18 protein-coding genes are annotated in these 19,698 nt (G+C 56.9%); 13 read left to right on the forward strand and 5 right to left on the reverse strand.

Translation table 11 applies throughout. The annotated features are described in order from the left end of the window. Positions 1 to 33: 33 nt before the first annotated feature. Positions 34 to 480 carry a nuclear transport factor 2 family protein gene (locus MWU38_RS11760; protein ID WP_247272010.1) on the forward strand — a complete coding sequence of 149 codons (447 nt, stop codon included), beginning with the start codon at positions 34 to 36 and terminating at the stop codon, positions 478 to 480. Between the two features lie 275 nt (positions 481 to 755). On the opposite strand, the gene MWU38_RS11765 is transcribed toward MWU38_RS11760, so the two are convergent. Genes MWU38_RS11765 through MWU38_RS11775 form a run of 3 tightly spaced genes read right to left on the reverse strand, consistent with a single transcriptional unit; the run spans position 756 to position 3,141 of the window. Further along, positions 756 to 1,532, reverse strand: a complete 777-nt coding sequence (locus MWU38_RS11765) for an SDR family oxidoreductase (protein WP_247272011.1) — start codon at positions 1,530 to 1,532, stop codon at positions 756 to 758. Then, entirely contained in the window at positions 1,529 to 2,359 is an 831-nt protein-coding gene (locus MWU38_RS11770; RefSeq protein ID WP_247272012.1) for a glucose 1-dehydrogenase, read from the reverse strand. The genes MWU38_RS11765 and MWU38_RS11770 overlap by 4 nt, the downstream gene beginning before the upstream one ends. Then, positions 2,356 to 3,141, reverse strand: coding sequence for an SDR family oxidoreductase (locus tag MWU38_RS11775; protein ID WP_247272013.1), 786 nt, complete (start codon positions 3,139 to 3,141; stop codon positions 2,356 to 2,358). Before MWU38_RS11775 ends, MWU38_RS11770 begins: the two co-directional genes overlap by 4 nt. Positions 3,142 to 3,299: 158 nt before the next feature. Here MWU38_RS11775 and MWU38_RS11780 point away from each other — a divergent pair, with 158 nt between their 5' ends. Then, positions 3,300 to 4,718: an aromatic ring-hydroxylating dioxygenase subunit alpha gene (locus MWU38_RS11780; protein ID WP_247272014.1), complete on the forward strand. Its 1,419-nt coding sequence runs from the start codon at positions 3,300 to 3,302 to the stop codon at positions 4,716 to 4,718. After that, on the forward strand, positions 4,718 to 5,530 hold the full coding sequence (locus MWU38_RS11785) for a ThuA domain-containing protein (protein WP_247272015.1): 813 nt from the start codon (positions 4,718 to 4,720) through the stop codon (positions 5,528 to 5,530). The genes MWU38_RS11780 and MWU38_RS11785 overlap by 1 nt, the downstream gene beginning before the upstream one ends. 2 nt (positions 5,531 to 5,532) lie before the next feature. Here the strand turns inward: MWU38_RS11785 and MWU38_RS11790 are convergent, their stop codons facing one another. Next, the gene (locus MWU38_RS11790) at positions 5,533 to 6,633 is read right to left on the reverse strand and encodes an acyl-CoA dehydrogenase family protein (RefSeq protein WP_247272016.1); all 1,101 of its coding nucleotides are present in this window, start codon (positions 6,631 to 6,633) and stop codon (positions 5,533 to 5,535) included. A 132-nt stretch (positions 6,634 to 6,765) separates the two neighbouring features. On the opposite strand from MWU38_RS11790, the gene MWU38_RS11795 reads away from it, so the two are divergent. From MWU38_RS11795 to putP, 10 genes are all read left to right on the forward strand, one after another. Further along, a complete protein-coding gene (locus MWU38_RS11795) occupies positions 6,766 to 7,539 on the forward strand; it encodes a helix-turn-helix transcriptional regulator (protein WP_247272017.1) in 774 nt (257 codons plus the stop codon). A gap of 108 nt (positions 7,540 to 7,647) precedes the next feature. Further along, a complete protein-coding gene (locus MWU38_RS11800) occupies positions 7,648 to 8,190 on the forward strand; it encodes a GNAT family N-acetyltransferase (RefSeq protein ID WP_247272018.1) in 543 nt (180 codons plus the stop codon). Between the two features lie 162 nt (positions 8,191 to 8,352). Continuing rightward, positions 8,353 to 8,748 (forward strand): OB-fold domain-containing protein, encoded by a 396-nt coding sequence (locus MWU38_RS11805; RefSeq protein WP_247272019.1) that lies wholly within the window; start codon positions 8,353 to 8,355, stop codon positions 8,746 to 8,748. Beyond that, the gene (locus MWU38_RS11810) at positions 8,745 to 9,890 is read left to right on the forward strand and encodes a thiolase family protein (protein ID WP_247272020.1); all 1,146 of its coding nucleotides are present in this window, start codon (positions 8,745 to 8,747) and stop codon (positions 9,888 to 9,890) included. Before MWU38_RS11805 ends, MWU38_RS11810 begins: the two co-directional genes overlap by 4 nt. Position 9,891: 1 nt before the next feature. Then, the gene (locus MWU38_RS11815) at positions 9,892 to 11,100 is read left to right on the forward strand and encodes an acyl-CoA dehydrogenase family protein (protein ID WP_247272021.1); all 1,209 of its coding nucleotides are present in this window, start codon (positions 9,892 to 9,894) and stop codon (positions 11,098 to 11,100) included. A 30-nt stretch (positions 11,101 to 11,130) separates the two neighbouring features. After that, positions 11,131 to 12,102: a thiamine pyrophosphate-dependent dehydrogenase E1 component subunit alpha gene (locus tag MWU38_RS11820; RefSeq protein ID WP_247272022.1), complete on the forward strand. Its 972-nt coding sequence runs from the start codon at positions 11,131 to 11,133 to the stop codon at positions 12,100 to 12,102. A 13-nt stretch (positions 12,103 to 12,115) separates the two neighbouring features. Continuing rightward, entirely contained in the window at positions 12,116 to 13,126 is a 1,011-nt protein-coding gene (locus MWU38_RS11825) for an alpha-ketoacid dehydrogenase subunit beta (protein ID WP_247272023.1), read from the forward strand. A gap of 13 nt (positions 13,127 to 13,139) precedes the next feature. Further along, positions 13,140 to 14,567: a 2-oxo acid dehydrogenase subunit E2 gene (locus MWU38_RS11830; RefSeq protein ID WP_247272024.1), complete on the forward strand. Its 1,428-nt coding sequence runs from the start codon at positions 13,140 to 13,142 to the stop codon at positions 14,565 to 14,567. A gap of 20 nt (positions 14,568 to 14,587) precedes the next feature. After that, positions 14,588 to 15,121 carry a VOC family protein gene (locus MWU38_RS11835; RefSeq protein ID WP_247272025.1) on the forward strand — a complete coding sequence of 178 codons (534 nt, stop codon included), beginning with the start codon at positions 14,588 to 14,590 and terminating at the stop codon, positions 15,119 to 15,121. A gap of 308 nt (positions 15,122 to 15,429) precedes the next feature. Next, entirely contained in the window at positions 15,430 to 16,908 is a 1,479-nt protein-coding gene (putP, locus tag MWU38_RS11840; protein WP_247272026.1) for a sodium/proline symporter PutP, read from the forward strand. A gap of 126 nt (positions 16,909 to 17,034) precedes the next feature. Here putP and MWU38_RS11845 read toward each other — a convergent pair whose 3' ends face one another. Then, a complete protein-coding gene (locus MWU38_RS11845) occupies positions 17,035 to 19,644 on the reverse strand; it encodes an EAL domain-containing protein (RefSeq protein WP_247272027.1) in 2,610 nt (869 codons plus the stop codon). Positions 19,645 to 19,698: the final 54 nt, after the last annotated feature.

The raw sequence follows: 19,698 nt of genomic DNA on the forward strand, positions 1-19,698 counted from the left end.
ACGGACAAGGCCAAAATAGACAAGGAACGTCAAATGACTCAGATGCCCGAAGATGTCCGCACAGCATTAGAGCGGTTGATGATCGATTATTGCTATGCAGTCGATGGCCTTCAGGATGTGCAGCCGTTGCTCGACATCTTCACTGACGATGCAAAGGCGGACCTGACCGCTATCGGGCTGCCGATGATGAACGACAAGAGTGATATCAAGGCGTTCTTCGATGGTGTTTTTGAGCAAATGTCGCATCACTTCCACTTCATCTCCAATTTCCGCCCTGAAAACTGGGATGGTGAAGTTGGGGCAATGAGCGCCTATGTGATCGGTATGGGCCGCGCGCACGATGGCAACAGGGTCGAAGTTCAGGTCAAATACCGGATGGAATGCGTGGAGACCCAGACGGGATGGAGATGCCGCCACTACACGATCACTCCCATGATGCCGCTGCCCGGTTCGCTCGACCAAATCCACGGCGATCACTAAAACTCAAAACGGGAGATTGATTGTGGCAACGCGGCTTGGCCATTGCTCGGAAACAACTGGCACCGGGTTTTCTGGACCTGGATGACGGACCACAAATCAACGCTAATGCGCAAATTCTTGGCCCTGATAAAAAGCCTGTTCCGAGTCTATATAGTGATGGCAATTGCCCCGCTTCGCCGACATGATAGGCGTATCTGGGGGCAGCACGCACCATCGGATCTGCGCTTGTCTTTGGTTATGATGCGGGACAGCACGCAGCGGAAAACCCGATAGCTTCAGACCTGGCTGAAGCCCCCGTCGATCACCAACTCGTCACAGGTCATGAAGCTCGCCGCTTGTGAGCATAGGAACACCGCTCCGCCCGCGATTTCTTCCGGCTTGCCCATGCGGCCGATCGGGTGATTGGCCTTGGTCCCTTCAATCGCTGTTTCAACATCTGGAACAGCGCCCAGTTCGACATAGCGTTGGAAAATGGAATCGAGCATCCCTGTGTCGACACCGCCCGGGTGCAGGGAGTTCACGCGGATGTTGTAGCCAAGAGCTGCAAATTCGGCGCCCATGCATTTGCTCAACATCTTGATCGCCGCTTTGCTCGTGCAATAGGCTGCATTGAACGGCGCACCGCGAAGGCCACCGACGCTCGATACATTGACGATGGATGCGCCGCCAGAGCGCGCTTTGCCACCCTGCTGAAGAAGGGGTAGCAAGACTTGCGTCCCGATGATCGCGCTGTCGACATTGACCGCATTGACCCGGTGAAAGTCGGAAAGCGGCGTGTCTTCGAACTTGGTGACGATGGAAATACCGGCGTTGTTTACCAAAGCGTCAAGCCGGCCATATTCCTCATCGATAAAAGCGCCGATTTCGTCCCAGTCGTCGGAATTGGTGACGTCATGGCGGAAATAGTGATCCGCGCCGCTTTCGTCACTGTCCGCAAGGTCGGTTGCGATCACGGATGCGCCTGCGGCCTTCATCGCTTTGACCGTCTCGCGGCCAATTCCACCATTCGCGCCAGTTACAAGGGCGATCACATTTTCAAGACCAATGGTCATACCGCCGTGTACCCCCCATCAACAACGATTTCTGTGCCAGTGACATAGCTGGCGTCAGGCGATGCAAGGAAGAAGATCGCGCTTGCGATCTCCTCTGGCTGGGCGAGGCGGCCAACGGGGGTGTTACCCGAAACCATTGCGACCAGATCCTCCGCTTTTTCTGCCACTCCGCTGTCGACCCAGCGTTGAAAGCCAGCATTCAAAAGAGGGGTGTGAACAAAGCCGGGGTGGAGGGAATTGGCGCGGATCGGCATTTGCTTCGCCGCAAACTCAGCGGCGATCCCTTTGGTGAAAAGGCGCACTGCACCCTTGCTCGCATTGTAGGCCGAAACCTCACTCATCCCGACAAGGCCCATGATCGAGCTGACATTGATGATCGAGGAACCGCCTTTCACATCCGTGCCGCTTTGCGCCATCAGCGGAACGAGATATTTTGTGCCCAGAAAAACGCCATCGACATTGATGGCCATGATCCGGCGCCAGCTTTCCATGGTGATATCTTCGACCGCGCCGGTCAGATCGGTTCCGGCATTGTTGACAAGGATATGCAGTTTTCCATGCATTTCCTCAGTATGCTTCAAAACGCGCTGCCAATCATCTTCGCTGGTAACATCGGCTTTGAGGTAACTTGCGCTATTGCCAAGCCGCTCAAGGACAGCTTTGACCTCTGAACTCTCCTGTGCATCAAGGTCGGTGAGAATAACCTGCGCCCCTTCGGCGACAAAGCGTTCGACCGTGGCAAGGCCGATACCGCGAAGGCCGCCGGATACCATAGCAACCCGGCCTTCCAGCCGGCGTGCTCCCAGATCAGTCCCTTGCTCGCTCATAGCCCCATCATCCCTGCCGTGGTTGCGCCGTCGATCACCAGATCCGCTCCTGAGATAAAGGACGCTTCGTCAGAACCGAGATAGGCGACGAAAGCGGCCACTTCGTCGACATTGGCCATGCGTTTGAGCGGCGACATGCCTGCATAGGCTGCGCGCGTTGCCGCGGGGTCTTCGCTGCTCTCAATCAGGTTTGAAATCATTGCGGTCTCGACCACACCGGGAAGGATCGCATTGACGCGAATTTTATATCCCTGATTGCCGCAGTGAATGGCAGCAGATTTGGCCAGCGCGACTACCGCTGCCTTGGAGACAGAATAGGCGAGGAAATTGCCCATGGCGCGGTGAGCGTTCATGGACGAATTGACGATGATAGAACCCGTAGGTCCGTCGGGATTGTTTTTCATCGCCCGGATCGCATTCTGGACGGTCAACATGACACCGGTTTGATTGACGCCGATAACGCCGTTCCAACCCTCAATGCTGATATCTTCGACGTTGGAATCGCCTTTTTCACTGCCAGCGTTGGCAAAAGCGATGTCGAGCCGTCCGTGATCTTTTGCGATGCGCGCCATCAGTTCGGGCCAATCCGAAGGCTCATCGACTGTATGCTGCACGAAAGTCGCGCCGCTGCGATCGGCCACTTCTTTACCTGCATCCGCATTGCGTCCGGTAAACACGACTTTCGCACCTTCGCGCGCCAGTCGTTCCACCGTGCCAGCGCCAATACCGCTTGTTCCGCCGGTGACCAGCGCAACTTTTCCTTGCAAACGATCGCTCAACATCGCTCTCCCACTCTTGTTTTGCCGTGTTCTGCATGGGCGGGCGGGCTTTGTAACCTATGATTTGCGCAAGGTGACGCGAGGCGACAGATTTCGCAGATTGCATAGTATGGATTGAGATGCGCGTTTAAGAAGGCGCGTGACAGGAGAGGAATTGGACAATGGCCGACCGGGATCCGGAAATCGAATACGGCGAAGACCGCAGCGAAGGGATGAGCTGGAACGAGTTGATGGACAGGGATTCCAAACCTGCTCCCGAATTTCTCAAAGAGGAAGCTTACGAATATCGCGGCTCTGATCCGATCCCGGTTGAACGCTACACCAGCGAGGAGTTTGCGAAGGCCGAACGCGAGAAGATGTGGCCCTATGTCTGGCAGTTTGCTGCGCGCGAAGAAGACCTGCCCGATCCCGGCGATTTCGTGGTCTATGAAATGGCTGGCCGCTCTTACCTCATCGTGCGTCAGGATGATGGCTCGGTGCGGGCCATGCACAATGTCTGTCTTCACCGCGGGCGCAAGCTGCGGCTTGAGGATGGATGTGCAGAGAAGTTTGTCTGCCCTTTCCACGCGTTCACCTGGAACAAGGATGGCAGCTTCGATCATGCTCCATGCGAGTGGGATTTCCCGCATCTGAAAGACAAGAACATGGACCTGCCTGACCTCGAGGTTGGGCATTGGCAGGGATATATCTTCATCCGTGAAGAACGCGGTGGGCCAACGCTTGAAGAATATCTCGCCCCGCTTCCCGATCACTTCAAACGATGGAACCATGATGAGTGCGTCACGGTTATGCGCGTCGCCAAGGAAGTGCCGGCCAACTGGAAAGTGGTGATGGAGGCCTTCATGGAAGCATGGCACACCATCGTCACCCACCCCCAGCTCTTGCCGTTTACCGGCGATTGCAATTCTGCCTATCGCATTTGGGGTGACCACGTGAACGTCAACCTTGTGCCGTTCGGGGTGATGAGCCCTCACGTGCAAGAAGGGCAGGGCGAACAATGGATCGTCGATGAGTTCATCAAGTACAATGGCCGCTCATCCGACAATTACGATCCGGACGGCGATCCGATGGCGATCAAGGTGCCAGAGGACAAGACTGCGCGGCAGGCCTTAGGCGACAAGATGCGCGAGGTTTACTCCGAACAGGCCGGCTATAGCCTCATGGATGCAAGCGATGCCGAGGTGCTTGATGCGCTAGTCTATAATGTCTTTCCAAACTTTGCCCCATGGGGCGGCTATATGCCGAACATTGTCTACCGCTGGTTCCCCGGCAAGACGGCCGACACAAGCGTCATGGAGGTGCGCATTCTGGCGCGCATCAAGAAAGGCGAGCCCAAGCCACGCGGAGCAGAGCTGATCTCCCTGACACTCGACCAGAAATGGACCGAGGCAGGCGTGCTTGGCGGGCTGGGCGATGTGTTCGAACAGGACATGGAAAACTTGCCCTACGTTCAGGAGGGCTTGCACGCGCACAAAACGGGCGAAGTGCAGCTTGGCAATTATCAGGAAATTCGCATCCGTCAGTTTCAGGATACGCTGATGAAGTATCTTGAGGGAACGCTTGGTGGAGGTAACTCCTGATGGCGCCGCTCGATAACGGGGTCGACCACGGGCCGGATCCACTGGCAGAGGCAACCGAGGACAGCCACCCAAAGCGCATCGATTGTGTTCTGATCGCGGGCGGGCTGTACCATGATATCGATTTCGCGCGGTTGGAGCTGCTCAAACTGCTGGGTGAGCACCCGGAAGTTCGCACCCGCGTTTTTGAGGATTTCGAAAATCTGGAGGCGCTGCGCGGTGCCGATATTTTGATCACCTACACATGCGATGTGGTGCCATCACTTGCCGCGCAGGAAGTGCTGCGTGACTGGCTCTCAGAAGGCGGGCGCTGGTATGCGCTTCACGGGACCAATTCGATCCTGCGCCTGATGGAAGACGGTGTTTGGGAAGCGCCGCGCTGGGCGCCATTGATGATGGATTTGCTGGGAAGCCAGTTCATCACGCACCCGCCGATTGCGCCTTACACCGTGACGGTTGCCGATCCGTCGCACCCGCTGGTCGAAGGGGTCGAACCCTTCGAGACGACGGATGAGCTTTACCACCTTGAAACGCATGGCGATTTGCACGTCCTTCTGGAAACGGAATGCACCGAAGAAGGAACCGGTTTTCGCGAAGCGGCAGATGCGCCAGGCAAACATCCCGTCTTCTATCTGAAGCCCCGCGGGAAGGGCGGTGTCTTATACAACACTCTTGGCCATTGCCGTGGGCATTATGACTTGCAACCAATGGCTGAATGGTGGCCGACGCTGGACCGGTGCGCGTGGGATTTGCCGGTTTTTTACGACCTGCTGCGGCGCGGCATCAATTGGTTGAAAGAGCGTCCAGCTGGCTAAATTTACGCAGATATCCGCGCGTAGGCATCCAACGCTGCGCGCGGATCATCAGGCCAGCGCGTCAGCATAAGCAGGCGTTTATGCCCGTGCCCGATGGCAAGCTCATCGGTGACACCCATGCCGCCGTGCATCTGGATCGCCTCGTGGCCAAGCTCCAGCGCCGCCTTGGCGATGAAAGCCCGTGCGCCCTTAACGGCGACCTCGAAATTGTCTTGCGACACGATGGCCAGCTCTAAAAGAGCGCGCGATTGGGCGAGCTTTGCATATTGTGCGGTCATACGGTGTTGAAGCGCCTGGAAGCCGCCCAAAGCCTGACCGAACTGCTCACGAGTGCGCATATATTCGAGCGTGTCGGCAAACAGCCGTTCCATAACGCCTAGCATCTGCGCCGAACGGGCGAGTGAGGATAGGGTTTCCAGCCGTTCAAGAACAGCCGGTCCGTCAGGAATTTCATTCTCTGATGGTACATTCACGCCCTCGAGCGTGAGTTCCGCTGCCATCACGCCATCGGCCTGGCGCCAACTTGATGATGTCAGCCCAGCTGCGTCCGCTGGAACAAAATAGAGCGACCAATCTCCATTGGTAGCATCGCCCCCGGAACGCGCACTTACAATATATCCGTCGCAGCCATAGCCGGCGATTACGAATGGCTTGTGCCCGTGCAAAATAACGCTGTCCGAGTTTGATTGGGCGGTCGTCGCAATCGCAACGGTGTCCCCGCGTGATCCGCGTTCGGCATGAGCAAGCGCCACCCGTTTTGAACCTTCCGCGAGCGGTTGAGCCCAATCAGAAAAGCCCGGATGGCTAAGCAATAGGCCCGCGCCAAGAATAGCGTTTTCTATGACAGGCTCGGTCACCAAGCCGTGTCCTAATGCTTCGTGAATGACGGCAATGGCACTATTGTCGAGGCCAAGACCGCCCAATTCTTCGGGCTGCGAGGATGCCAAAATCCCGAGTTCGGCAAGCATATGCCAGTTTTCGATTGCAAATCCGCTGGCGCTGCTGATCTCACCATCGCCGCTGGCATTCGAAGCCCGATCAGCGACAAAACGCTCCACCGCAGCTTTCAACATTTGCTCGTCTTCGTTCAGATCGAAGTTCACGTTTTAAACCCATTCTCTCCCAAGATGCGGCTATCCTAGCAAAGGGATCGGGTTCGTCATTCTGCTCAAATGACTAGGGCGCAGTTGTCGGTAGGGGGCTCTACCGATATAGATGTGTTGGGAGAGAAACGAATGGGATCAATCAGTATCGACGACCTAGGGATTGTGCGCATGACGACGCCGGGCGATATCCGCGGGGCTGCTCAGGCATTGCACGAAATTGCGATGGAGCGCGGGTTTCGGGCGGCACCGGCGCACGATATTGCGGATAAGCGCACGCCTGTCGACGAGGATGGGAAGGTCCTTGCCGATGACGTGTTTGGCTGGGGCAATGATGAGGGTGTCTGGTGGCGCAATTCGCGAATCGCGCTCGACAGTCCGATCACGTCAGCCTGTCGTTTCGAAAGCGAGCCGTTCTGGGTGAATGAGGGCGGCTTTCACACTTTAGTGCCGAACCGCTATCTTGATGATATCAAGCTCGATAATTTCGAGAAGCGCGCCATGACTTCGGCGGCAATAGTTGTCCCGGTCCATATGGCATTCGGGCTGATCGGTGCGGTAAGCTTCAATCCGCTGGACCAGGCAAAGCTTGATCTGGAAGAAGATTTTCGCAAGCACGGCGATATATTCGGCGTTTTTGCCCGCACATTTGTTGCAAGCTATGTCCATATCATGGGTGCTCAACAGGCCCTACCACCCGGGTCGCGACTGTCGAAGCGCGAGGTTGAATGCCTGCGATGGGCCGCGATTGGCAAAACCGATATGGAAATCGGCATGATTATGTCGCGCAGTCGTGCGACGGTGCGCTTTCACATACACAATGCCTGCACCAAGCTTGATGCCGTCAATCGTAGCCAGACGCTCTTCAAAGCCGCGCAGTTGGGATACATCTCGCTAAACAACTAGTTGCTTCGGACCGGATGTTAGCGATGGTGGGATTTTGGGTGACGGATCGTCGAGGCTCGCTGCTTGATGGCCTAAGCCCGGAAAACCCCTTCGCGAAAGGTGTATCTGATGACCGCACAAGACAATGCCCTTGAAACCGTTTCTGCGAAGGGGCGAACGATCAGTCTGCGCGAGATCACCGATGCCGACCGCAATTCCCTTCTGGAGTTTGCGACGCTGGTGCCGGCCCACGATCTTCTGTTTCTCAATCGCGATATTCGCAACTCCAAGGTGGTCGAGGCTTGGGTGGGCCAGTCGCTCAACAATCAGATCTACAGCCTTGTTGCCGAAGAGGGCGAGCGCATCGTGGGCTGCGTCGCCATGGTTGGTGATGAATTGAGTTGGTCTGCGCACGTGACAAACGTGCGTCTTCTGGTCGCGCCTGATTGTCGCGGGCTTGGCGTGGGCCGCGCTTTGACACAACATTGTCTTGGCCATGCGCGAGAGCAGGGGGTGCTTAAGGTGTCTGCGCGGATGAGCCCCGATCAAGGAGGAGCGTTGCATCTCTTCGAAGAACTTGGGTTCAGACCCGAAGCTTTGCTACGCAACGAAGTCAAAGATCTGGATGGTAATTTCCATGACATTGCAGTGATGGCACTTGATCTGAACTAGACTTTGCAAATCCTTGGTTCAACAGCGCGCGCCTGCCAAGTGAGCGGCGCGTGCTCTATTTGTTTGACCGCTTCTCATACCAATAATCTCAACACCCTATCACTTTGTCGGATGGGCAAACCGTCGGTTTCGTCGTCTTATACCTTTCGAAAGGAGGCAGTGATGCGACCGATTGCAGAGAACCTGTTCACCAGCGAAGATCCACCGCGCCTGATTGGTGGCCGCGAGCGTGAAACCGGGCGTGTGGTTTTCCCTCTGCCTCAAGGGGATCGTTACGAGGCGTATCCGTTATCGCGTGAGGGAACCTTATGGTCTTACACGATCCAACGGTTTCGCCCCAAAAGCCCGCCCTATGCCGGACCTGAAACGTTCGAGCCATGGGCGCTTGGCTATGTTGAACTGCCCGGTGAAACCATCGTCGAGGCGCGGATAGCCAATGTTGATTTCGATAACATCGAGATCGGTATGCCCTTGCAGTTGACGGTCGCTGTCTTGGATCGTCCCGACGCAGATACGGTCGCGATTCCCGCATTCGAACCAGCGGAGAACGCAGCATGAGTGATGTATGCATAATCGGGGCTGGAATTCACCAATTCGGCCGTACGGACGGCGTTTCAGGCGTCGATCAGGGCGTCGCTGCGGTGCGCTCGGCGTTGTCAAATGCCGGGGTTGAATGGGAAGATATTCAGTTCGCCTATGGCGCGTCCGATGCGGCCGGTAATCCCGATACAATGGTCGACCGGCTTGGCCTTACAGGGGTGCAATTCATCAATGTGCGCAATGGTTGTGCGGCGGGCGGATCAGCGCTGTTCAGCGCGCAAATGGCCATTCGCTCTGGTGAATATGATCTTGGTATAGCGGTTGGTTTCGACAAGCACCCGCGCGGAGCGTTCGACGCAAAGCCAGCCGAATATGGCCTCCCCGAATGGTATGGCGAAGCGGGCTATATGGTCACGACGCAGTTTTTCGCGGCCAAGATCATGCGTTACATGCACCTGCACGGGCTAAGTCGCGAGGCACTTGGCCGGGTTGCGGAAAAGGCGTTCCTCAATGGCGCGATTACCCCGCACGCATGGCGGCGCGAACCGATTGATCTCGAAACGATCATGCAAGCGCCCATGATCAGCGACCCTTACTGCAAATTCATGTTCTGCTCTCCGGGTGAAGGCGGAGTGGCTCTCGTCCTTGCGAGTGAAAAGAAAGCGCGCGAACTTGGCTGCACGCCGATCCGCCTGAAGGCTGCGACTATGCGAACGCGGCCTCCGGGCAGTTTTGAGGTGTTTGCGCCAAGCGTCGATATTGAACGCGGCGGAACCGCTACCGGACTTGCGAGCAAGGCGGCGTTTGAAACCGCCGGAATTGGCCCTGAAGATATTGATCTTGCTCAATTGCAGGACACCGAATGCGGCGCAGAAATCATGCACATGGCCGAGAACGGCTTTTGTGGGGATGGCGAGCAGGAGAAGTGGTTGATCGAGGGGCGCACTCGCATTGATGGATCGCTTCCCGTGAACACCGATGGCGGTTGTCTCGCCTGTGGTGAACCGATCGGCGCATCGGGCCTTCGTCAAGTTTACGAAAATGTCATCCAACTGCGCGGTGAGGCTGGCGAACGTCAGGTCCCTGATAGTCCGAAAACCGCTTACAGCCATGTTTACGGCGCGCCGGGCGTGTCAGCTGTTACAATTCTTGAGAGGTAAGATGGATATCCAGCTTTCCAAAGCCGATGAAGAATTCCGCGATACAGTTCGCGAGTTTCTGGCCAGTGAACTTTCGCCAACGGTGCGCGAGGCAACGGCGCAAACGCCGACTGTTTTTGTCGAGCCTGACATTCACAATGCATGGGCCGCCGCTCTGAACCGGCGCGGGTGGCTCGCTTATCAATGGCCCGCCGAACACGGGGGCACAGGATGGACGCCGGTTCAGCGTTATCTGTTCGAGAAAGAATGTGCTCTGGCAGGCGCTCCCAATCTGACGGTGCTGGGGCTGAAACTGCTTGCGCCGGTGATATTCACTTACGGCAGCGAGGAGCAGAAAGCCTATTATCTGCCGCGTATTTTGTCGGGTGAAGATTATTGGTGCCAGGGTTTCTCTGAACCGGGTGCTGGTTCTGATCTTGCGTCGCTCAAAACCCGCGCGGTTCGTGACGGTGATGAATATGTCATCAATGGCTCGAAGATTTGGACCACTCACGCGCACCACGCAAACCGTATGTTTGCACTTGTGCGCACAGACAACTCCGGGCGCAAACAGCAGGGCATCAGCTTTATCCTGATTGATATGGACGCGCCCGGCGTCGCCGTACGCCCAATCCACACGCTCGCTGGAGACCACGAGGTCAATCAGGTGTTTCTTGAGGATGTTCGCGTCCCGGCCGGCAATCTGGTCGGTGAAGAAGGGCAGGGCTGGCAAATCGCCAAGTTTCTGCTCGAAAATGAGCGGGGCGGTTCGTGCCATGCGCCCAAACTTCTTTATGATCTTAGCATGGCCGAAAAGGCTGCGGCAGATGAGCCGGACGCACGAGGAGCGGCTCTGGCTGATGATCCTGAATGGCGCCGCCGGGTCGCAGAACTGCGATTGGAAGTGCAGTCCCTAGACATGATCGAGCTCAAGATCCTTGCTGACATCGCAAATGGTCGTAAGCCCGGACCGCAAACATCGCTCACCAAATTGCTCGCTTCCCAGCTTCGGCAGAAAATTGATCTGCTGGCGGTCGATTTGTACGGACCGGCTGGCTTGCAATTGCCTGCTGAGCGGCCGCTTTATGGCGACAATTCTTCGGACCCCTTCATTTCGGGAGGGGCGCAGGTTGCCTCGGCGCGCTATCTCAACAGCCGCGCATGGACAATTTTCGGCGGGACAGACGAGGTCCAGTCAACAATCATCGCGAAGACGGTGCTCGGTCTTTGACCGCACCAGTGGAGAGAGGAAGCTTCGTAAATGCAACTCAGCCGTGACGAGCTAATACAAGCCTATCGCAAGATGGCGACGATCCGTGCCTTCGAGGAACGGTTGCACGACATCATTGCAACAGGCGAAGTCGCAGGTTTCACACACCTTTACTGCGGACAGGAAGCCGTTGCAGTCGGCGTGTGTGAACACCTTGCCATCGAGGACAAGATCGTCTCGACCCACCGTGGACATGGTCACTGCCTCGCCAAGGGCTGTGATGTGACCGGAATGATGAAAGAAATCTGGGGCAGCCGCGAAGGTCTTTGCAAAGGCAAGGGCGGTTCGATGCACATCGCCGATATCGACAAGGGGATGCTTGGCGCGAACGGTATCGTCGGCGCAGGCGCCCCCATCGCAGTTGGTGCGGCAATGTCGTGCAAGCTGGATGGCGAGGGTAGGGTGGCAATCACCTTTTCCGGCGACGGTGCGTGTAACCAGGGGACCACATTCGAAGCGATGAATATGGCAGTGGTGACCAAGGCGCCTTGCATCTTCGTTTTCGAAAACAATCATTATTCCGAGCATACCGGCTTTGAGTATGCCGTTGGTACGCAAAAAGACATTGCGAGCCGCGCGGAAGCGTTCGGCATGAAAGTGTGGCGCGCTGATGGGTGTGACTTCTTCGCGGTGCATGACACGATGCGCGAAATACTGGAGTACGTGCGCGCAGGGAACGGTCCGGCTGCGGTCGAATTCGATACCGAGCGTTTTTACGGCCACTTTGAAGGCGACCCGCAAAACTATCGCGGCGAGGGTGAACTCGACCGAATTCGCGACACGCGCGACTGCCTGAAAATCTTCCGTCAGAAAGTGACGGAGGCCGGTCTTCTTGATGAGGCCGTGATCGACGAACTGAATGAGGCTGCCGAAGCCGATGTCGATGCTGCTGTCGAAGCATCGCGCGCGGCTGACCGACCCACAGCCGAAGACGTCCTCACCGACGTCTATGTAGAATATTGAGGAGAGCCGAGCGATGGCAAAAATGATGTATCGTGACGCTGTCCGATTGACGATCGCAGAGGAAATGGAGCGCAACGAAAGCGTTGTTGTTCTGGGCGAAGACGTTGTGGGCGGTATGGGCACCGATGGTGGGCCTGAAGCAATCGGCGGCATCTGGTCGACATCGACCGGGCTGTTCGACAAATTCGGCCCAAATCGGGTCATCGACACACCGATTTCCGAAAGCGCAATCGTCGGCGCAGCTGCTGGCCTTGCTCTTTCAGGCAAGCGTCCGGTGGCAGAGCTTATGTTTGCCGATTTCATCGGGGTCAGCCTCGACCAGATATGGAACCAGATCGGCAAGTTTCGTTATATGTTTGGCGGCAAGACACGCTGCCCTGCGATTATCCGCATGGCCTATGGCGGTGGCTACAACGCCGCAGCCCAGCACAGCCAATGCGTTCACCAGATTTTGACCGGCATGGCTGGTCTGAAGATCGTCATGCCTTCAACGCCCGAAGATGTCCGCGGGCTGCTTCGCACTGCCTTGCGCGGTGATGACCCGGTCATGTTCCTTGAGCACAAAGCCCTTTATGCGGTCGAGGGCGAGGTGCCCGACGGCGATTGGACCATTCCTTTTGCCCATGCGCGGCAAGTGACATCGGGCGAAGATGTGACCGTCATCGCAACCGGCCTGATGGTCGGCATTGCCGAGGCGGCTGCAGAAGCTGCTGCGGAAAACGGGATCGGGGTCGACCTTATCGACCTTCGCACGACGAGCCCGCTCGACGAAGAGGCGATCCTTGATTCAGTCGAAGTCACCGGGCGTCTGGTCATTGTGGACGAGGCACCGCCACGTTGTAGCCTTGCAACCGATCTCGCCGCTCTTGTTGCGAACAAGGCGTTTTCGAGCCTTAAGGCACCGATTGAAATGGTGACCGCGCCGCACACTCCGGTGCCTTTCGCATCGGAACTCGAGCAAGCCTATTTGCCATCGCCTGACGACGTCGAAGCGGCGGTTCGCAAGACACTGGCCTATCGTTGAGAGGAGCGCGACAATGACGAAGCTGCGCGCCTTTTGCATGCCCAAATGGGGCATCGAAATGACCGAAGGTACGCTTGCCGAATGGCAGGTGAAGGAGGGGGATAGCTTCTCCAAAGGCGACCTTTTGTGCCTTATCGAAACCGACAAGATTACCAACGAAGTGCAAGCCGAACGCGATGGCGTTCTGGCAAAAATCGTAGTCGAAGCTGGCGGAGAGGCAGAGCAGGTCGGGACGCTTTTGGCCGTTCTCGCCGACGGCCAGGCCGATGCTGGCGATGTTGATCAGTTTGTGACCGATTTCAAACCCACCGCCGCTTTGGGGACGGTGCGCAAGAAATCGGGCAAGAACGAAGGCGGCCCCAAAGAGGCTGCTGCTGCCACGCACAAACCAGCGCCTGCCTTGATTGATACCAATCGCCCGATCAGTCCCAAAGCGCTCGAACTGGCGAGTTCAGAGGGCGTGGACCTTTCGACAGTCGAAGGATCGGGCAAGGGTGGCCGGATCACGCTTCAGGATATTGAGCAGGCTGTGCGACCCGATCGCAATTTTGCGCCGCGTGGCACGGTTGATCATCCGGCTGAAGACCTCAAAATCTATGCCTCGCCGCTCGCCCGGCGGATTGCTTCGATGGAAGGCATTGATCTTTCCAGTGTGAAGGGCACGGGCCCGCGCGGCCGGATCTGTAAGAAGGATGTTCTGGCGCTGGTCGATACTTCCAGCGGTGCAGACCGGGGCGCGCCATTCCGTTTGGCCGCGAACAATGCCGATGTGAAACCCTTCGACAAAATTCGCAACGTGGTCGCAAGAAGGCTTACCCAAGCCAAGCAGGAAATCCCGCATTTCTATCTGCGAAGCTCGTTTGCCGCAGACGAATTGCTCTCTTTCCGCAAGACCGCCAATCTTGTGCTTGGGCGTAAGGCCTCGGTGAATGACTACATCGTCTTCGCGTGCGGCAAAGCCTTGGCGAAGCACCCGGATATCAATGTGCAGCTCCACGGTCAGGAACTGCACCACTATCCGCACGCCGACGTGGCCGTTGCGGTTGCGGGGCCAAGCGGTTTGGTAACACCAATCGTGCGGCAAGCGAACCGGATGCGGATCGACCAATTGGCCGAAGCGACAAGCGCACTCATTGAAAAAGCGCGCGAAGGGCGGCTGTCATACGAAGATCTCGATGGCGGGACCTTCACCGTATCCAACCTTGGAATGTTCGGGATCGAGAATTTTGATGCAATCATCAATCCACCACAGGCTGCAATCCTTGCGGTCGGTAAGGCGGATCGATGCGCGGTCGAGAAACCCGATGGCTCTGTTGGTTTTGAGACGCGCATTTCGATGACACTTTCGGTCGACCACCGTGCCATTGACGGCGCCGCGGGCGCTGGGTTCCTGCAAACGCTCAAAGAACACCTTGAAGCGCCCGAGACTTTGTTCGCCTGACCAGAAGCGGAGTATCCGATATGCCAAAGCCAGGTTCCATCGCGTCGATCGGAGACATTGCCCAAATGGCCTATGTCCCGACCGATTTCGAAGGCGCGATTGATTATTGGACGAAGACAATGGGGGTTGGTCCGTTCTTCTTGTTCGAGAACATTGCGCTCGATGACATGAAATATCGCGGCGAACCCACCGATGCGCGCTTTACGGTTGCGATTGCCTATTGGGGCAATGTGCAGATTGAACTCGTCAAACCGGAAAACGACGCCCCAGCTCATTACAACGGCGAATTCGGCATAAAGGACCGCTTGCATCACGTCCTGATCCTGACGGAAGATTTTGACAGCGCGCAAAAGGCTTTGGATGATGTCGGGGCCGAAACCATCGTGTCGGGATTATTCGGCGGCTCTCGGGTTGTTTATGCCGATCCCGGTGCAGGGGAAGGTGGCTTGGTCGAAGTGCTCGAGGTTAATCAAGACACCAAGGGCTTGTTCGCCGTGATGCAGGACGCGGCGAAAAACTGGGATGGCTCTGATCCCATCCGCAGCCTTTCGTAGCGCCTTTGCCTCCTTCCGAGGCCCACCAATCGACAATTCGCTACCCACGGCAAGGCTTGCTCAGCCTGCGTGTCCGCCGGTATGGGCGGCCAAGTTGAACTATTGCGGTGTTCCCGATAGAAGCCCCGTTCGCATGGCTGCTGCTCCCTTGGGTGTGAGTATCTTTTGCCAATCTGGAACGATGGTGAGGCCCCCTTTGTCGACGCAGCAAAGGTTGTCCCCACAAAGGCCGCACCTATGACGCAGCGGTCATCGAGAATTCGCTCCGCAAGCCAGTAATCCGAAAGGCACAGCGCACCGCTTTTATTATGAACACTCTCACACTTGCCACACTTGCTTTGTACTTTCTCGCCATGATCGGCATCGGGCTTTATGCCTGGCGCAAATCGACGGATACTTCTGAGGGCTATTTGCTTGCTGGCCGCAATCTGCCTCCGTCTGTTGCCGCGCTTTCTGCTGGTGCTTCCGATATGTCGGGATGGCTGCTGCTTGGACTTCCCGGCGCGCTTTACGCTGCTGGTTTGGTGGAGGCATGGATCGGGATCGGTCTTTTTGCCGGGGCAGTATTGAACTGGGTCATCGTTGCACCGCGCCTTCGTGAACAGACAGAGCGCTATGGCAATGCGCTCACTATTCCTGAATTCCTGGCGAACCGGTTCCCGGATAAAGGTGTCGCTTTGCGCGTCGTATCGGCGCTTATCGTAGTCGTTTTCTTCACTGTCTACACCGCCGCGGGACTGGTTGGCGGCGGGAAGCTGTTCGAAACAGCCTTTGCAGGTGTCCTGCCCAATGTTGGCATGAGCGACTATGCTCTTGGCATCTGGATTACCGCAGGAATTGTCCTCGCTTACACGATGGTTGGCGGATTTCTTGCGGTGAGCCTCACCGATTTTGTCCAGGGCATCATCATGATGCTTGCGCTCGTTATTATGCCGGTTGTTGTTATGTTCGGCAGCGGGGGCGATGCGGGCGGGTCCCTCAGCGAGGTGCCGATTGACGGATTTTTGAGCCTTACGAATGGATTGACTGCCATCGGATTTATCAGCGCGGTCACATGGGGCCTCGGCTACTTTGGGCAGCCGCACATCATCGTGCGCTTCATGGCTATCGACACCGTAGAGAAAGTGGCTGCGGCGCGTAACATCGGGCTTAGCTGGATGGGCGTTTCACTGCTTGGTGCGGTGGGTATGGGCCTTGCTGGCCGCGCCTATGCCGAGCGCAACGGCATTGTGGTCGAAGACCCCGAGACGATTTTCATAGTCCTTTCCGAATTGCTTTTTCACCCCGCGATCACCGGCTTCCTCTTTGCCGCATTGCTTGCCGCCATCATGAGCACGATCTCTTCGCAATTGCTGGTCTCGTCGAGCTCATTGACCGAGGATTTCTATCGCCTGTTCTTGCGCAAACAGGCGAGCGAGCGCGAAGCGGTGAATGTCGGACGCATCTGTGTAGCGTTGGTGGCATTGGCCGCGATTGTTCTTGCATCGGACCCCGACAGCCAGGTGCTGGGACTTGTTGCCAACGCCTGGGCAGGCTTTGGCGCTGCGTTCGGCCCGCTCATCCTGCTCGCGCTCACATGGCGCGGCATGACAGGTTCAGGCGCTTTGGCGGGTCTTGTTACGGGTGCCCTGATCGTGGGACTGTGGATTGGTCTTGGTTGGAACCAGAGCTTTCTGGGTGGCCCGGGCCTTTACGAGATCGTGCCAGGCTTTCTGGGCGCATTGATCGCGATTGTGACAGTCAGCAAGGCAACCGCGCACGACGCGCACGCTCAGCTTGCTGAATAGATCTGCGCGCAATCCGATCAAGGTCGGCACGACCAACCGGATGGGTCGGGATCGCTGTATAATCAGGTCACTTGCGTAATCGGCTTGCTTACAGCGCCCGATATTTTTTTAGCGTTTTGGAAAAGCCTACGCAGCGATTGAGCCTTTGTCGCCGCGGTGAACCTTGCCGGTAGTTTCCGTCGCCTTGCGGTCAAACTTGGAGAGCGCAGGGCGACCAAAAAGATAGCCCTGAAAGTTCGAGCAGCCCAGTTCGGTCATCACCCTGGCTTGCTCTTCGTTCTCGATGCCCTCGGCGGTTACCTCAATGCCAAGCGATTGGGCAAGCGCAACGATGGCTGCGACCATGGCCTGGCTGCGCGAGGAACCTGCTGCGGCTGATTGTACGAATTCGCGGTCGATCTTGATCATCGAGAAGTCCATCTTGTCGATGTAGTTCAGCGATGAATAGCCGCTGCCAAAGTCATCCAACGCGAAGGTCACGCCAAGACCCTTAAGGCTTTTGAGCAACTGTTCGACCTGCTCATCCATATCGAGAACGAGGGATTCGGTCAGCTCAAGGACAAGTCGATCAGGTTGGAGGCCGCTGCTCGCCAATGCCTGTGCAACGGTGTTGAGGAACGCGGGGTCGTTCATTTGCAAGGTCGAGATGTTGACGGTGAGTTTGACGTGCTCGGGCCACGTGGCCGCTTCTGTGCATGCCCTGCGCAGCATCCAGGCTCCGAGGCGCTCGATAAGCCGGCCTTCCTCTGCCACTGGAATAAACACATCGGGAGGGACAATGCCGCGCTCTGGATGGGTCCAGCGCATCAACGCTTCGTTACAGATTACGGAGCGATCCGAACCCTTCACTATCGGCTGGTAGCAGACGGACATTTGGCCGTTCTCAAGCGCGGCTTCGAGATCGGTTTCAAGGCTCGAGCGGTCTTCGAGCTTGTCGCGCATGGTGTTTTCATAAACGATTGTTCTGCCACGACCGTGATCCTTCGCTGTGTAAAGCGCAAGATCGGCGTTGGTCATGTGCACACTGGCATTGGCCGAAGAGGTGATGGGCGCAAGACCGATGGACGCGCCGATCAGAATTTCGAAACCGTCGATCTGGAACGGCTCGCTCACTTCTTGAATGACCCGGTCGGAAAGCTCTTTCGCTTCCTCAAGGCTGATCCCGGCGGGCATGATCATTGCAAATTCATCACCGCCCAGGCGGCCGATCGTGGCCTCCTCGCCGGCGGTTTCGCGGAAACGATTGGCCACTTGTGCAAGGAGTTGGTCGCCAGCGCCATGGCCAAACACGTCATTGACCTGTTTGAACCGGTCGAGATCGATAAAGGCAAGCACCGGAGGCTCTGCAAATTCTTCGCGTTTCTCGATCAAAGCTTCAAGCAGGGTTCGGAAATGGTCGCGCGAGTAAAGCTGGGTAAGCCCGTCGTGCTGGATCACGTGGGTAAGCTTCTCGTTGGCTTCCTTGATACCCTTGCGGCTGCGGTTGACTGTGCGAAGCATCAACATGGCTGCGATAAAGGCAATGATCGCGAGCACAACCAGCGCGGTCAGTAGAATGACCTGGTTTTGCGCATGGCTCAGGCGCGCCTCGTTGGCGGCCTTTTCAAGCGACAGGGTGGAAATCTGAAGCTCGCGGTTGGCAGCATCAAAGCGTGCCGCCAGAAGCGCGTTGTTCGCGGTTGAGGACAGATTGCGCGCGCGTCCGTCAATGCGATAGAAAGCCTCCAGATGCTGCGCTGCAAGTTTGTAGTTCTCGGCCTCGGAGTACACCGCATAAGCGGTTTCGTGAAAATCGCGGAAGAAGGGGGAGGTTGTCTTGAGATCCTCACCCGCAAAGGTCCGCGCGAGATACATGCGTGCATCCGCCAATTCCCCTCGCTCCACTGCGATCTGCGCCTTCACCCCGTAAAGGAACGGGCGCCATTGGGGTGCGCTTGAATTGGCGATGTTCAATCCCAGACTGACCGTGCGTTCTGCCGCGTCAAGATTGCCTGCGAGATATTGGGTCGATGCGATATTGGTCAAAATGCGCGCTTCGAGAAGCGGGCTGTTCATCTGTGAAGCGACCGTGAGCGCTGCGCGAAACTCTGCTTCTGCCGCTACCAGACGGTTCAGCTCCTTGAGCGCATTTCCGGTGTTATTATGCGCGGAAAGAGCAAGGGCCTTGTCCTCTGGATAGACCTCATTCGCCTGCTTGTAATAGCTCAGCACGCGCTCATAGTCGCGCGCATCGGAATAAAGCGAGCCGATATTCTGAAGCACGATCGCACGGCCGCGATCGTCTTTCAGTGCGTCATAGATCTCGTGCGCTTGCAGGAATGAATCGAGCGCCTTGCCATATTCGCCTTTGCTAACCGACAAGCCTGCTTCCGAGCGCAACAGGTCAGCGTGCAGTTTCGATCCATTGAAATTAAGGGTCGCTGCGTCAATCGCACTTTTAATGATCTGCGCCGCATCGTCAGCGCGGTTCAGGCGCATCAGAGCTTCAGCTTCGAGCCATTGCGCCGTCAGCCGCGCCTTTTGTGCGTCTTTGTCGTCACCTGGGAAAAGCGAGCCGGCTTTGCGCGCAAGCTCCAATGCCTCTGCCGAATCCGCCATCATCGTGGCTTTGGCTTTGTTGATGGCTGCGTCGAAGGCCTCGTGGTCCGGATGGTTCGCTGCTGCTGGCACAGCTGCCAAAGCGACAAGAATTGGCAATGCGACGCGGCGCATCTTCCTGTGGCTTTGCTTCAACATACTCATTCCCCACCCGAGCCAGAAACCCGGCACCTGCAAATTTCGGCTCATGTG

The sequence above is a fragment of the Qipengyuania sp. S6317L1 genome, from assembly GCF_023015615.1.
GTDB lineage: Bacteria > Pseudomonadota > Alphaproteobacteria > Sphingomonadales > Sphingomonadaceae > Erythrobacter.

Coding starts and splice junctions, on each gene's coding strand:
- MWU38_RS11760 (WP_247272010.1), top strand. CDS start 34: ATGACTCAGATGCCCGAAGATGTCCGCACAGCATTAGAGCGGTTGATG.
- MWU38_RS11765 (WP_247272011.1), bottom strand. CDS start 1,532: ATGACCATTGGTCTTGAAAATGTGATCGCCCTTGTAACTGGCGCGAAT.
- MWU38_RS11770 (WP_247272012.1), bottom strand. CDS start 2,359: ATGAGCGAGCAAGGGACTGATCTGGGAGCACGCCGGCTGGAAGGCCGG.
- MWU38_RS11775 (WP_247272013.1), bottom strand. CDS start 3,141: ATGTTGAGCGATCGTTTGCAAGGAAAAGTTGCGCTGGTCACCGGCGGA.
- MWU38_RS11780 (WP_247272014.1), top strand. CDS start 3,300: ATGGCCGACCGGGATCCGGAAATCGAATACGGCGAAGACCGCAGCGAA.
- MWU38_RS11785 (WP_247272015.1), top strand. CDS start 4,718: ATGGCGCCGCTCGATAACGGGGTCGACCACGGGCCGGATCCACTGGCA.
- MWU38_RS11795 (WP_247272017.1), top strand. CDS start 6,766: ATGGGATCAATCAGTATCGACGACCTAGGGATTGTGCGCATGACGACG.
- MWU38_RS11800 (WP_247272018.1), top strand. CDS start 7,648: ATGACCGCACAAGACAATGCCCTTGAAACCGTTTCTGCGAAGGGGCGA.
- MWU38_RS11805 (WP_247272019.1), top strand. CDS start 8,353: ATGCGACCGATTGCAGAGAACCTGTTCACCAGCGAAGATCCACCGCGC.
- MWU38_RS11810 (WP_247272020.1), top strand. CDS start 8,745: ATGAGTGATGTATGCATAATCGGGGCTGGAATTCACCAATTCGGCCGT.
- MWU38_RS11815 (WP_247272021.1), top strand. CDS start 9,892: ATGGATATCCAGCTTTCCAAAGCCGATGAAGAATTCCGCGATACAGTT.
- MWU38_RS11820 (WP_247272022.1), top strand. CDS start 11,131: ATGCAACTCAGCCGTGACGAGCTAATACAAGCCTATCGCAAGATGGCG.
- MWU38_RS11825 (WP_247272023.1), top strand. CDS start 12,116: ATGGCAAAAATGATGTATCGTGACGCTGTCCGATTGACGATCGCAGAG.
- MWU38_RS11830 (WP_247272024.1), top strand. CDS start 13,140: ATGACGAAGCTGCGCGCCTTTTGCATGCCCAAATGGGGCATCGAAATG.
- MWU38_RS11835 (WP_247272025.1), top strand. CDS start 14,588: ATGCCAAAGCCAGGTTCCATCGCGTCGATCGGAGACATTGCCCAAATG.
- putP (WP_247272026.1), top strand. CDS start 15,430: ATGAACACTCTCACACTTGCCACACTTGCTTTGTACTTTCTCGCCATG.
- MWU38_RS11845 (WP_247272027.1), bottom strand. CDS start 19,644: ATGTTGAAGCAAAGCCACAGGAAGATGCGCCGCGTCGCATTGCCAATT.